14 protein-coding genes are annotated in these 13,971 nt (G+C 29.3%); 1 reads left to right on the top strand and 13 read right to left on the bottom strand.

Annotated elements, in window-relative coordinates; genetic code table 11:
• Positions 1 to 38: 38 nt before the first annotated feature.
• Both ACEG17_RS01150 and trpS read right to left on the bottom strand, forming a co-directional pair.
• Positions 39 to 608 carry a CPBP family intramembrane glutamic endopeptidase gene (locus ACEG17_RS01150; RefSeq protein WP_372582232.1) on the bottom strand — a complete coding sequence of 190 codons (570 nt, stop codon included), beginning with the start codon at positions 606 to 608 and terminating at the stop codon, positions 39 to 41.
• Positions 609 to 1,013: 405 nt separating this feature from the next.
• Positions 1,014 to 1,988: a tryptophan--tRNA ligase gene (gene trpS / locus ACEG17_RS01145; RefSeq protein ID WP_372582231.1), complete on the bottom strand. Its 975-nt coding sequence runs from the start codon at positions 1,986 to 1,988 to the stop codon at positions 1,014 to 1,016.
• Between the two features lie 281 nt (positions 1,989 to 2,269).
• Here trpS and ACEG17_RS01140 point away from each other — a divergent pair, with 281 nt between their 5' ends.
• Positions 2,270 to 3,214, top strand: coding sequence for an ROK family protein (locus ACEG17_RS01140; protein ID WP_147005440.1), 945 nt, complete (start codon positions 2,270 to 2,272; stop codon positions 3,212 to 3,214).
• Positions 3,215 to 4,296: 1,082 nt separating this feature from the next.
• On the opposite strand, the gene ACEG17_RS01135 is transcribed toward ACEG17_RS01140, so the two are convergent.
• The 11 genes from ACEG17_RS01135 to ACEG17_RS01085 form a co-directional block, all read right to left on the bottom strand.
• Entirely contained in the window at positions 4,297 to 4,650 is a 354-nt protein-coding gene (locus ACEG17_RS01135; RefSeq protein WP_147005439.1) for a PepSY domain-containing protein, read from the bottom strand.
• Between the two features lie 25 nt (positions 4,651 to 4,675).
• Complete coding sequence (locus ACEG17_RS01130) at positions 4,676 to 4,957, bottom strand: PepSY domain-containing protein (protein WP_147005436.1); 282 nt, start codon at positions 4,955 to 4,957, stop codon at positions 4,676 to 4,678.
• A gap of 387 nt (positions 4,958 to 5,344) precedes the next feature.
• Complete coding sequence (locus tag ACEG17_RS01125) at positions 5,345 to 6,700, bottom strand: sensor histidine kinase (RefSeq protein WP_372582230.1); 1,356 nt, start codon at positions 6,698 to 6,700, stop codon at positions 5,345 to 5,347.
• Between the two features lie 37 nt (positions 6,701 to 6,737).
• Complete coding sequence (locus ACEG17_RS01120) at positions 6,738 to 7,421, bottom strand: response regulator transcription factor (RefSeq protein ID WP_372582229.1); 684 nt, start codon at positions 7,419 to 7,421, stop codon at positions 6,738 to 6,740.
• Positions 7,422 to 7,436: 15 nt separating this feature from the next.
• A complete protein-coding gene (locus ACEG17_RS01115; RefSeq protein WP_299573846.1) occupies positions 7,437 to 8,141 on the bottom strand; it encodes a UTRA domain-containing protein in 705 nt (234 codons plus the stop codon).
• Between the two features lie 135 nt (positions 8,142 to 8,276).
• Positions 8,277 to 8,486, bottom strand: coding sequence for a phosphatase PAP2 family protein (locus ACEG17_RS01110; RefSeq protein ID WP_372582228.1), 210 nt, complete (start codon positions 8,484 to 8,486; stop codon positions 8,277 to 8,279).
• Positions 8,487 to 8,578: 92 nt separating this feature from the next.
• Positions 8,579 to 9,712 carry a S1C family serine protease gene (locus ACEG17_RS01105; protein ID WP_372582227.1) on the bottom strand — a complete coding sequence of 378 codons (1,134 nt, stop codon included), beginning with the start codon at positions 9,710 to 9,712 and terminating at the stop codon, positions 8,579 to 8,581.
• A 171-nt stretch (positions 9,713 to 9,883) separates the two neighbouring features.
• Positions 9,884 to 10,153, bottom strand: a complete 270-nt coding sequence (locus tag ACEG17_RS01100; RefSeq protein ID WP_372582226.1) for a YggT family protein — start codon at positions 10,151 to 10,153, stop codon at positions 9,884 to 9,886.
• A 36-nt stretch (positions 10,154 to 10,189) separates the two neighbouring features.
• Positions 10,190 to 10,738: a CDP-diacylglycerol--glycerol-3-phosphate 3-phosphatidyltransferase gene (gene pgsA / locus ACEG17_RS01095; protein WP_372582299.1), complete on the bottom strand. Its 549-nt coding sequence runs from the start codon at positions 10,736 to 10,738 to the stop codon at positions 10,190 to 10,192.
• Between the two features lie 40 nt (positions 10,739 to 10,778).
• Positions 10,779 to 12,881, bottom strand: coding sequence for a polyribonucleotide nucleotidyltransferase (pnp, locus tag ACEG17_RS01090; protein ID WP_372582225.1), 2,103 nt, complete (start codon positions 12,879 to 12,881; stop codon positions 10,779 to 10,781).
• A gap of 282 nt (positions 12,882 to 13,163) precedes the next feature.
• Entirely contained in the window at positions 13,164 to 13,934 is a 771-nt protein-coding gene (locus ACEG17_RS01085; protein WP_372582224.1) for a molybdopterin-binding protein, read from the bottom strand.
• Positions 13,935 to 13,971: the final 37 nt, after the last annotated feature.

Genomic DNA, 13,971 nt, shown 5'->3' with positions numbered 1-13,971 from the left:
AGGAGTTTCCTTAAACAGAAACTCCAAACTTTGCTTTATCAAAATATTCTATAATTAAAGAAAAAATTAGAAACCACAATCGCAAATATTATCAGCAAATACAGAAAATTATTTTTCACAAACTCAGCTAATTTCTTCCTATCTTCAACATTTAATTTTAAAACCAAAAATATCTCCTTATATCTTCCTTTTGCCAGTCCAATTATAAAAAATATTAATAAAAAGATAATTAAAAACAGCAAAAACAAACCAAATACCACCATGAATATTTCAATTTTTGAAAGTATTATAACTTGTAATATTTTTGTTATCGCATTTAACAGAAAATGTATTAAAATAGAATATTTTATTGAATATTTGCACGCAACATAAGAAAAGATGATTCCCGCTAAAAATGCTGGAATAATCATCTCTATGTTATAATGAGATAGCCCAAAAAGAAGCGAATTAATAATTATTGCTGCTCTAATCCCATATTTTCTCAAATTATTCATTATAACTCCACGAAATACAATTTCTTCCAATATTGGTGCTACAAATACTGCCATTATTACATCTATATACAAAGGCTCATTTATTAAAGGCGTTCGTCCTTTAAATTTAAACATTGATATAATCAATAAATTGGAAAGATTACTTACATAAAAAGCTAGTGCAAAATATATACTAAAGTCTTTTGAATTCAATTTTTTGTTCGTTTTAAAATATTCATATTTTTTATAAGTTTTTACAAAATAATAAATTATTGGAAAATCAAGTATCCACCCGTATATTTTAAACATGTATACAAACTGAAATATTTTATTATCTATGACTAATGTTTTATTATTTGAATAAATTATAAATACTAAATGAAGTATATAAATTATAAATAAAATAAAAAAAATCCTTTTTTATATTATTCTTTTAATTTATTGTTTTCTTCATTTATTCCTACTTCGAATTATTTTTTTTATAAATATCATAATAAAATTTTTACTAAATGCCACTGCCATTTTTTCAACGCTAATTTTTTAATAATTTTTCTTCAAAAGTCCCACTATATCTCTAACTTCATCCATCTTCGCAGTCGCAATGCTTCTAGCCTTGTTTGCACCTTCTCGCAAAATTCCATATACATAGTCCATATTATTTTCCAGTTCTTCTCTTTTTTTCTGGAATGGAGAAAAATAATCCATGAATTTATCAAACAATTCATTTTTAGCGTGTCCGTATCCAAAGTTTCCAGCCCTGAATTTTTCCTTCAGCGCTTCTACTTCCGTTTCTGTTGCAAAAAGAGCATATAATTTTGTAATGTTGTTATCAGGGTCTTTTGGTTCTTCTAAAGGCGTTGAATCGGTTACAATGCTCATTATTTGTTTTTTCAAGGCTTTTTTTGAACCAAACATATTTATTACATTTCCATAGGACTTGCTCATTTTATCACCATCTGTTCCTGGCACAGTTGCTACATTTTCAACGATTTTTTCTTTTGGCAATTTAAACACTTCTTTGCCGTAAGTTTCATTAAATTTAGTTGCAATATCACGAGTCATTTCCAAATGCTGTTTCTGATCCTTTCCAACAGGCACAATATCTGGCGAATACATTAAAATATCAGCTGCCATAAGTATTGGATATGTAAAAAGCCCGACATTTGGCTTAATTCCCTTCGCAACTTTGTCCTTGTATGAATGAGCTCTTTCTAGTAGCCCCATTGGAGCAATGTTCGATAAAATCCAAGATAATTCAGCATGTTCAGGCACATCTGACTGTAAAAACAGTGTTGACTTCTCAGGATTCAGCCCCAAAGCCAAATAGTCCAAAATTACACCAATTGTATTAGCCTTCAAATCCTCTCCTTTTGGTGAAGACGTCAAAGCATGATAATTTGCCAAAAAATAAAAACCTTCATATTCATCTTGCAACTCTACAAACTGCTTAATGGCACCAAAATAATTTCCAATATGTAAAATTCCGCTGGGCTGTATTCCCGATAAGCTTCTCATAAAAACCTCCATAATTTATATTATTAAATTTGTCCAATAACTTAATTTTGTTTTATATTCTTTTAAAATACCATTATCTATCCACAAGTATTCAATTTAAAAATTAGATTATCAAACATATCCTTTTTCTTTAAAAAACATATTTACATTATATCATTAAAAAAAATTTTTGTAAAATATTGAAAAAATATAAGAAATAAGGTAAACTTATATTGATATAATAATTAATTTTAAAGATGTTTTGCTATGTGTTATATAAATAACTGTACTTAGGAGGAAATATGAAATATTATGTAGGAATCGATTTGGGAGGAACTAATACAAAAATTGGACTTGTTGATGAAAAAGGGAATATCATTTTTACAACCATCGTAAAAACTGATTCAATGGAAGGTTTTTCTGAAACAATTCAAAGATTGTCAAAAATTCTTATTACTCAAATTGAAGGAACTAATGTTAATTTTGATAATGTTGTCTCAGTTGGTGTTGGAGTACCAGGACCCGTGTTAAATTCCAGAGTTGTTAAGTTTTGGGCAAATTTCCCTTGGAAACATGGGATGGATTTGGCATTGGAATTTGAAAAAAATCTTGGTAAACCAGTAAAAGTTGATAATGACGTTAATGTTATTACACTTGGAGAAATGTGGAAAGGTGCTGCTCAAGGATATAAAAATGTACTAGGTCTTGCTGTTGGAACTGGAATTGGTGGCGGAATTATTGTTGATGGAAAACTTGTAAGCGGAGAACACGGAGCTGGAGGAGAAGTTGGACACATTAAAATTGAACCAAATGGAAAACTATGCGGATGTGGACAAAAAGGATGCTGGGAAGCATACGCTTCTGCTACTGGAATAATCCGTGAAGCAAAAAGCCGTCTTGCGGTAAATAAACAAAACCTGCTTTATGAAATGACAAAAGGTAGAGATTTAGAAGCAAAGGATGTATTTGATGCTGCTAGAAAAGGTGATGAATTTTCAATTGACATTGTTGATTATGAAGCGGAAAAATTAGCATTAGGAATTGGAAATCTGCTTAGCATACTAGATCCTGAAATTGTTGTTGTAGGTGGAGGAGTTGCTCTTGCTGGAGATTTCCTATTTGACCGTGTAAAAGAAAAACTAAAAGATGTAGCATTCCCATCAATTTTAGAAAATCTAAAAATTGTTACAGCAACTCTTGGAAATGATGCAGGAATTTTAGGTGCTGCCTATCTTGGAATGATGTAATTTACAACTAGAATAAGATTAATATAAAGCTCTTTTCGAAAAAATTATCTCTTATTTAACTGATAAACTATTTAACCTTGAAAAAAAGAACCTATAATAACTCTATCTTATAATTTAATACTAAATCCCATTTTTAAAAAATAGCGATCAAATCATATAATTAATTTTTAAGTATTCGTATAAGGGATTTTTATTCAGATTAAAAAAAATTGCTTATTGTTAATAAATATTTTTTCATAATCTTATATTTTTTCTTTTTATAAGGCAAGGGAAATCAATCGCCATTTCCCTTCATTTCGCAACAATAGTTATTCTAACATATTTAAATAAGGATATATTAAAGAGAATGGCGAAAGTGCTATACACTAACCCTGGCTCGTCTAAGCATTTTTTTGAAATATTTCCAAATTTTATTTGGGAAAGTAGTCTAAACATTTATTATTTGGATAAACTTGAAGTACTACGAAAACGAAACTCGCTAACGCTCACTTTCGCAAATAAAGATTAGAATAACTCTATAAAATATATTTGTTATAAAGATTTTGGCGAAAGAAACACATAAATGTGTTTAGTCGTTTTCATTTCAAAAAAATCACGACATTCTATACTAAATTATAAAGATTATTATATTTAAATTTTAGGCTTTTGTATTTGGAAAATATTAAATAAGCAAAATTTCGTTAAAGGAAAAATAACTGTCTGAGCATAGTTTTACGAAGCGAGTTTTATTTTTTCTTTATAAGAAAGTTTTGCGTTAAGCGGGGTTGTAAGGGCATGGCGTTTGATGCCCTTACATTACAAAAAATTGAATAAAAAATAGAAAAAATATTTATTAATCATAATATTTTTAAACTAAAATTACAAAAGTTCTTAAGATGGATAATTAATAACTATATTTAATTAAAAGATTTTTAATAGCTCCATAGGTTAAATAATATAATTTTGTAAAAAAAGCTTTAGTTTCATGAATTTTCTGATTTTTACTATTTAAATAGTAAATAGTACAAAACACCATAAAATTTAAATATTATAAAAAGACTATATAGATTATTTTTTATTTTCCATATAGTCTTTGTTTTATTTTATCTTTTTTCAAATTTTATAACCGAACCATTTCCAGCATCAATGCTGAGTTCATATCTGGAATTATTCGCAATAAATTCTATTTCATAAACAGCCTTTCCATTTTTGTTATCTAATTTTATTTTTTTAAAATTAGCTGCTGTCTCTGAAACTCCAGCGTGTCCTAACGCAATTGATTTTGCTTTATTTGGTGTAATTTGTGTATCAGAAGTTTTTATATTCACTTTCGGGGTTAATTTCACTTCTGTCTTGTATTCAATATTATTTCCTTTTACCAAAAAATTGATAGAAAGAAGAAATGTTACTAAAGTAATTGCATAATTAAAACATCCTATTTTTTTTATTTTTATCATATCATTTTCTCCATAAACTCTTTTTTTATTTATTATTTTCTTCACTCCAATTTATTATTTTCCCTGTGTAAACATCTATTTCGAAATTGTATACAACACCTCTATAACTAATCTGTCCTTTATATGATTTATCACTCTCTGAATCAAATTCAAGAACGTTTGCAAATGTTGCTCCTGGGACTTTAGTTAAGGCTATTTGTTTTGCTTTAATTCCAGTGATTTTTTTTCTTTCCTTTACACCTGAAAAACTTTGAAAATTGATTAATAATATTCCGACTAATATCATCTTCAAAAATCTAGATTTCACAGTCTATCATCCCTTTCTTTCTAAATAATATGTTTACGTATCTAATATTTACCACTTTTTTCTTCATAATATACAATTACTAAAATAAAATTTAAATAAATATTTGTTAACATTTCTCCTTCCTTCATAGTTCTACATAATTTTTTCATTTTTTCACACAAAAACTTAAATTATTCCATCTAAAGCACTATTTCTACTTGAGTAAGATAAGTTTGATACTAAAGTTGAGCTATAAAAGTATCACACTCTCTTACAAAATAATAGTATCATATAAACATTAAAGAAAAATGAGAACTTTTAATTTTTTAAAAAATTTTTTTCAGTTTTGTATATTATTCGCTATTCATCGGTATTTTAGAATGTAAATTTTTTTAATTCTTTCAGATTTTATAAAATTATTGTAAAAGTTGTACCTTTCCCAAGTTCACTTTCTACAAAAATCTCTCCTTTATGAAGTTCTATAATTTTTTTTACCATAGAAAGTCCAAGTCCTGAATTATCTCCATTTTTAGACGGATCTACTTGATAAAATCTTAGCCATATCTTATCCAGCTTGTCTTCCGAAATGCCTATTCCATCATCTGAAATTTTACTGACAATCCTATTTTTTTGAAGAAATAATTCAACTGTAACTGTTCCGTTCTGTTTTCCATACGAAATTGCATTTGAAATCAGATTTGTAAAAACTCTCATAATCATCATCTCATCAATATTTGCATAAATTTCAGGCATTATTTTTGTAACAAATTTTATATTTTTAGTCTTTGCACTTAAAGTCTGAGTTTCAATAATCATTTCTAGCAATTCACTCAAATTGATGTTTTCAATATTCAGTTTTTGTCTTCCTCGTTCCATTCTCGCCAAAGTTAATAATTGTGAGACTAGTTTTGACATTTTTTGTCCTTCTTTTTCAATAATTCCAAAGGATTTTTGTGCATCTTCGACTGAACTTATTGAGTCTTTCCCGTACTCCGCCTGTGTCAAAATTACTGTAATCGGTGTTCTTAATTCATGTGAAACATCCGAAGTAAACTGAATTTCATTTTCAAAAGATGTCTGAAGCCTATCGAACATTACATCAAAAGTATTTGCAAGTGTGTGAAGCTCATCATCACCTTTTCCAAGATTTATTCGCTGTGACAAGTCGTTTCCTTCGTTAATTTTTTCTGCAATTCTTCTAATCTTTTCAATTGGCGTAAAGGCATTTTTTGTAATAATGTAGCCTCCAATTGCTGAAAGTATAAGAAAAAATGGCAAAATTACAAAGGAAATCTGAATAACTGTTTCAATGGCACTTGATTGCCCAATATTAGGCATTACTCCTCTAATCCATACTTTTCCATAATTTCCAAGTTCAATTTTCTTATTATAGACATACCATTTCTGATTATTGCTTCTAATAATCATAATTTTATCATCCTTTGACTTCCTATTGTCCATCTCAAAACCATTTGGTGAATTTCCATAAAGGAATTTGAAATCCTTGTCATAAATGGCAATTTCCACATTCTGAATCATTGTATCAAAGTTGCTGTCAATTATAATTTCTCCATTTTTTATAGTTAAATAATCAAGCCTATGAATTACTACATCTTTTAGATAAGTTCGTACACTCGAATGAATAATATTTTCACTGATATAAAAAACTATAGCCAGTGATGAAAATACAAGCAAAATCATAATTCCCATGTACCATAAACCAATTTTTAACTTTATTGAACTATTATTAAAAAATCTTTTCATTGTTTATTTTTATTCCTTTTTATTTAAGATTTAAAACCTATTCAGCCTTTAATACATAGCCGACTCCACGAATTGTATGAATTAGTTTAGGTTCAAAATCCTTGTCAATTTTTCTTCTTAAATATCTGATATAGACATCTATCACGTTTGTACCGCCTTCATAGTCATAATTCCATATATGCTGCTCAATTTGTTCCCTTGAAAGCACACGCTCTTTATTTCTAATCATATATTCCAAAATTGTAAATTCTCTAGTTGACAGCTTTATCGGCGTTTTATCTCGAAAAACATCGTGAGAATTGCAATTTACTGTTAAATTTGCAATTGAGAATATATTGCTTGCATTTGAATTACTGCTTGACGGATTTCTTCTTAAAAGCACTCTTATTCTTGCCATCAGTTCATCAAAAGCAAATGGTTTTACTAAATAATCGTCAGCTCCATAGTCAAGCCCCTTTACCCTGTCCTCTATTCCATCTCTTGCAGTCAATAGTAAAACAGGTGTTTTTATTTCTTTCTCCCTTATTCTTCTTAAAATTTCAAATCCATCTATCCCAGGAAGCATAATATCAGAAATAATAACATCATATTCAACAGAAAAAATATATTCCAGTGCATCATTTCCATTAAAACAGCTATCTACACAATATTTTTCCGATACTAGCTTTTTTACAATTATATCATTCAGATTCTTTTCATCTTCAATTACTAAAATTCTCACAAATTTTCACCTTGCCTATCTTTTTGCCACTGTTGAAAAAACGAATTTATCTGGCCTATATAAATTTACGCCATACTGAAACAATGTTCCATTAGAAAGATAAGTATGGCTTTCAATTACGACAACTAGATTAAAGTCTTTTAAATCCATATGTTTTTTTTCATCTTCAGTAGCATATCTAAATTTTATATCTCGTCGTGAATGGGATATTTTTAGATGTAATTTTTTTTCAAGATAATCGTAAATTGAACTTTCTGCAATTTTTTTATCTAAAAATGGTACAATTCGCTTATCAAAGTAAGTCTTTTCATATTCAAGCGCTTCCCCATCCAAAACTCTTGTACGTAAAACCCTATAAAACAAAGCTTCTTCAGATACTTCAAAAATTCTCATAAGTTCAGAGTCTCCCTGAATGAGTCTCAAATCAATGAGATTGGTTTTTATATTAATATTTTCAATTTGATTCAGTTCCTTTGAAGTACGTAAATTTGACAGGCTATTTTTAAATCTTCCATTCTCAAGAACCATCGAATTTTTTCCTTTAATTTTCTGAATATATCCATCCAGTTCAAGCATTGACAAGGCTTTTCTTATCGTATCTTTTGAATATGAATATTTACGTGCAAGTTCAGATTCGCTTTTTAAAAATTCTCTTGCCTTAAATGTCCCATTTGTAATCTTTTCCTTTATATCATTGTAAACTTCCTTATATTTACTCACTGGTGTAACTCCTTTCAAGAAACATCAATTTTATTATATCTCATAAATTGCAAAATGACAATGGAAAAATAGATAAAAAAAAAGGAGAATAAAATTTTCTCCCTGTTCTAGATACTATAAAAATTTAATTTTTTATTATTTGGTCTGATAAGAAACTATCCCTAAATTATCTCTTTTTCTTCTTGATTTTTCCATTTTAATATCTTTTTTAGTATACATTTGAACTTTATACTGCTGGAAGTTAATTTTTTTATACACAAATTTTGCAATAAAATATGAAATAATGACACTAGCAATAACATCTGTTGTCCAATGATATCTCAAGTAGACACGGCTAACACCCACTGAAAATCGATTTTAAAAACAAATAACTTTAAAGAAAAAAGGCTAACTCAAAATATTTGAGAAAGCCTACTTTTTTTATAACTTAATTATTTTTATCTTCTTTGCTGCTGTTTTTGATAATTAAATGATTCTAACTTCATTGAAATATTTTTTTCTGCTCCGTTTGAATATACTTTCAGATTAACTGTTTCTCCTATTTTCTTAGCTGCAAGCTCACCAATAAACGCTCCTGCTGACGTTACAGGTTTTCCGTTAATTTCAAGAATTAAGTCATTAACTTTTAATCCATATTTTGCTGCTGGAGAATTTGGATAAACTTGTTGAACTAAAATACCTGTTGAATAAGAAATTTTTCTTGCTTTCTTCAATTCAGGCGATAAGTCTAATACAGAAATTCCAACATATGGACGTTCATATCTTCCTTTTTTTATAATTGAATCTCTTACATTTTCAGCCAAGTTTGATGGAATTGCAAAACTTAATCCAACACTTCCACCATTTGGAGAATAAATGGCAGTATTTACACCAATAACATCTCCATTAATATTAAGAAGTGGTCCACCACTGTTTCCCTGGTTAATAGAAGCATCTGTCTGAATAAAGTTTTCAACTTGTTCAATTCCAAGCGAACTTCTTCCAGAAGCTCCAACTACTCCAACTGTCATCGAGCTGTTCAATCCTAATGGATTACCAAATGCAATCGCCCAATGTCCAATTTTGATATTATCTGAATTTGCAAATTTAAGCGGTTTGAAAGTTCTGTTTGTGTTTACTTTTAAAATTGCAATATCCACTTCTGGTGATGTTCCAACTAATTTTGCCAAATATTCATGCCCATCAGATAATTTTACATAAATTTCATCTGCTCCGTCAATAACGTGATTATTTGTCATCATATATCCATCACTTGAAATTATAAATCCTGAACCCAAACTTCCTGATTCACGTCTTTGCTGTCTTCTCCCAGATGTACCGAATAAAAATGCTTCAAGTGGATTATATGTTTCTACTACAATCGTTTTCTTTGTTCTAATATTTACAATTGAGTCTTTTGCTTTTTCATAAACTGCTGCAAATGCATTTTGTGCACTATACATATCTCCTGTAATGTTCGTATTTTGAACAATATGCTTATCATGTAAAATATCTGTATCTTTTGAAACTGCAGCTGTTGCTGTAAGTGCTGCCGCCATAAAAGATGTAGTCAAAAGTCTTTTTAATTTCATACTTTTAAAGTCTCCTCTTTCATAAAATTTATATTTTTTAGATTTTAAAATCTTTATAATGCTAGTTATTTTACTCCTTTTTTCTTAGAAAAAATAATATTCTCATTTTTTTTTATCTTAGTTTTTCTAAATTCTATTTATTAAATGAGTAAAATTTTAATGTCTTTATATTTAAAATGAACCTAGTAAAACAGTTCTTACAAAAATTTCTTTTATCAATTCCAAAATCATTAATCCTAGCATTGCCGAAATATCAAGATTCATACTTCCTATCGGAATTATTATTTTAAACATCCGTAAATATGGCTCTGTAACTTTTCTTACCCATTGAAAAAGTCCTACTTGATTATATGGGTCAATCCAAGTTCCTAAAATATTTATTAAAATAAGAAGAGCATATAAATCAAACAGCTTTAATATCACTGCTATAACATTATCCAAAATCACACCTCCAAAAAATTTAAAAAGGTTATTATTTTATTTATTTAGAACATTTTTACATTTTATAACATATTCAACTCCTGAAACTACTGTTAATATCAGTGGAGTAAGTAATAAAATGTTATTTATTGTAAAACTGAAAGGTATTAAAATTATTAGTGTAAGTGCTATCATCTGAGTAGCAGTCTTCCACTTTCCAAGACTTTCTGCTGCAATAACAACCCCTTCAGCCGCTACAATTGAACGAAGTCCTGTTATCATTAATTCTCTAAATATTATAACTATTACAAACCATAGGCTAATCTGACTAAATTTTGCAAGTGTTACTAAAGCCGAAATAACAAGAATTTTATCTGCTAAAGGATCTAGCAGTTTTCCTAAATTTGTAATCAAGTTATATTTTCTTGCAATTTTCCCATCATAATAATCTGTTATAGACGCTCCTACAAAGATAATCGCTGCAAATACTCTCATTGTCATAGAAACTGCTGTATTATCTGAAACTTCCAGAGCTAAACTTAAAAAAATGACAAATGGTATAACTAGAATTATTCTTAATATGGCTAATTTATTAGGTAAATTCATTTTCATACCTTTCACGCTCCTTTGTAATTATAATATAATCCTATTGCTGCAATGCCTTCATGCTCAAGTTAAATTTATCTTCGCTTTCCATTGAAATTACTTTGACTCTGACATTTTGTCCTTCTTTTAATGCATCTTCAGTCTTTTCCACTCTCTTATTGCTAATTTCAGAAATATGTAAAAGTCCTTCTTTCCCTGGCAATACTTCTACAAATGCACCAAATTTCATCAGTTTTGTAACTTTTCCATCATAAATTTCATTTAACTCAACTGACTGAGTTTGTCTTTTAACAAGTTCTAAAGCTTTTTTCATATTTTCAGATTCTTTTCCGAAAATCGAAACGGTTCCGTCGTCTTCAATGTCTATCGAAACTCCAGTTTCATCAATAATTGCTCTAATAACTTTTCCACCTGGACCGATAAGTCCAGCAATTTTATCAGGATTAATCTTAATAATCTCAATTTTTGGCGCATTTTCAGCAACCTGAGCTCTTGGCTCACTAATTACTGCTTCCATTTTATCAATGATGAATAATCTTCCTTCTAATGCCTGTCTTAAAGCAATTTCCATTATTTCTCTTGTAATTCCTTCAATTTTTATATCCATTTGAATTGCAGTAATTCCATTTTTCGTACCTGCAACTTTAAAGTCCATATCTCCAAGATGATCTTCAAGCCCTTGAATATCCGTAAGTACTGTAAATGTATCTCCTTCTTTTATAAGACCCATAGCAATTCCTGCAACTGTAGATTTTATTGGTACTCCAGCTGCCATTAACGCAAGAGACCCTCCACAAATTGAAGCCTGTGATGATGAACCATTTGATTCTGTAATTTCAGAAATAAGTCTTACTGTATACGGGAATTTTTCTGTATCTGGCATAACATATTTTAACGCTCTTTCAGCCAAATTCCCATGTCCTAGTTCACGTCTTCCAGGAGCTCTCATAAATCCTGCTTCTCCAACTGAATATGGCGGGAAGTTATAGTGCAAGAAGAATTTTTTACGTGTTTCATCTTCCATTCCGTCAATAATTTGCTCATCTTCCTTACTTCCAAGTGTTGCAACAACTAATGCCTGTGTTTCCCCACGTGTGAACAATGCAGATCCATGAGGTACTGGAAGCGTATCAATTTCTACATCAATTGGACGGATTTCAGTAGTTTGACGTCCGTCAGCACGGTATTGTTTATACAAAATAGCATCCCTGACAAGTCTTTTTTCTACATCTCTATAATATTTTTTAAATTCTTTTTCAAGAGTGTCATCAATTTCCTTATCTTCATTTTCAAGCTTTTCAACATATTTTTCAAAAAGCTCTATTTCCAAATTGTCAATTGCTTCATATTTTTCAAGTTTTCCTGGAGTCATTATTGCTTTTTCAACTTCATTTTCAAAACTGTCAATAAATTCCTTAATTTCAGGATCTACTTCTTTTTTCTCAAATTCATATTTCTGAATTTCAAATTGTGCAAGGAATTTATCCTGTTCAGCACAAATTTCCTTAATTCTTTCATGCCCAAACATAATTGCTTCCAGCATAACTTCCTCAGAAACTTCCTTAGCTCCAGCTTCTACCATTGTTACAGCGTCTTTTGTTCCTGCAACAGATAATTGAATTTCACTTTCTAATAATTGCTCTCCTGTTGGATTTAAGATGTATTCTCCATTAATGTACCCAACTGTAACTCCAGCCACAGTTCCTGCAAATGGAATATCTGATAATCCTAAAGCAGTAGAAACTCCAATTGTAGCAAGATTTTCAGGATAATTCACTTCATCATACGAAAGCACTGTAACTACAATGTGTACTGCATTCAAAAATCCTTCTGGAAATAAAGGTCTAATTGGTCTGTCAATCAATCTTGAAATCAAAATTTCATCAGTTCCTGGCTTAGTTTCCCTTTTTATAAACCCGCCTGGAAATTTTCCAGATGCATAAAATTTTTCGATATAATCAACTGTTAAAGGGAAAAAATCTTGCCCTTCCCTAACATCCTTACTTCTAGTCGCTGTAACCAAAAGCACAGTTCCTCCACATTGAACAACAACAGATCCCCCAGCTTGACGTGCAATTTTCCCTGTACTTATTTTAATTTTCTGGTTTCCTAAATTAAAACCATAAATTTTCTCTTCAAACATTTTTCCTCCTAAAATTTCTTTTTTTAAGAAGGGAGCAAATAATAGTAAAATCTTTTATTATTTTCCCTATAAAAAACTTTACAATTACTTACTCAAAATACCTTCTTAAAATTTCTTTAATTATACCATTTTTTATAAATTTTTACAAATCTTTTAAATAATAGAATAAATGAATACAATAAAAAATAGATTAACTCAATTTTATTAATTTCTTCTACTATTAATTAAATTACCTATAGAAGTTCTTTAATAAAATCAATAATAACCTATTTTACGAATTTATCACTTTTCTTTAATTTCTGACGCTTGAGGATAGATTTCCATAATTTCATTCAAAATCTTATCAATTTCAGCAATCAAATAATCTGTACTCCCTCTATCACCTTTCATGGCAATTCTTACATGAACACAACCATCTTTCGCATATGGAGCAACAGTTGGATTTGACATTTCAAAATAATCTTTTAGCCTGTCATCAATTTTCCCTTCTGGAACTCCCCTTATTTCAAGAGTTTTCATTAGTAAAATATCATTTGAATATTGCTTTAAAAGTGGTAGAACTTGATTATCTACCATCCAAGCCATTTCTCTAGGAGGTCCTGGCAATACTATTATTTTTTTATTATCTTTTTCATAAAAAAATCCTGGTGCAAGCCCAACTTCGTTATCAAGTAATTTTGAATTTTTTAAAATTGAAGCTTCTTTTATCCCACCAGAAGCTACTTCTCCAAAACCTCTTTCATTGTATTTTTTTACAATAAAGTCATAGTATTTCTCAATTACTTCTAACTCTTCTCCAAAATAATCAGCTACAACTTCCTTTGTAATATCATCAATTGTAGGTCCAAGACCTCCAGTAGTAATTACTAAATCAACCCTTTTAAAAGCATTTTCGATACACTCCATAAGCCTTCCATAATTATCCCCAACGGTAGTCTGATAATACAAGTCAATCCCAATATTTGTAAGTTTTGCTGAAATATACTGTGCATTTGTATTCACAATATCTCCGACTAATAATTCTGTTCCAACGCATATAATTTCTGTTTTCATTTTTATTTCCTTCTTTTCTTTTTATTTAAAATACTAC

Source organism: Leptotrichia hongkongensis (assembly GCF_041538065.1).
GTDB lineage: Bacteria > Fusobacteriota > Fusobacteriia > Fusobacteriales > Leptotrichiaceae > Leptotrichia > Leptotrichia hongkongensis.
This window is presented reverse-complemented; position numbering and strand designations above follow the sequence as displayed.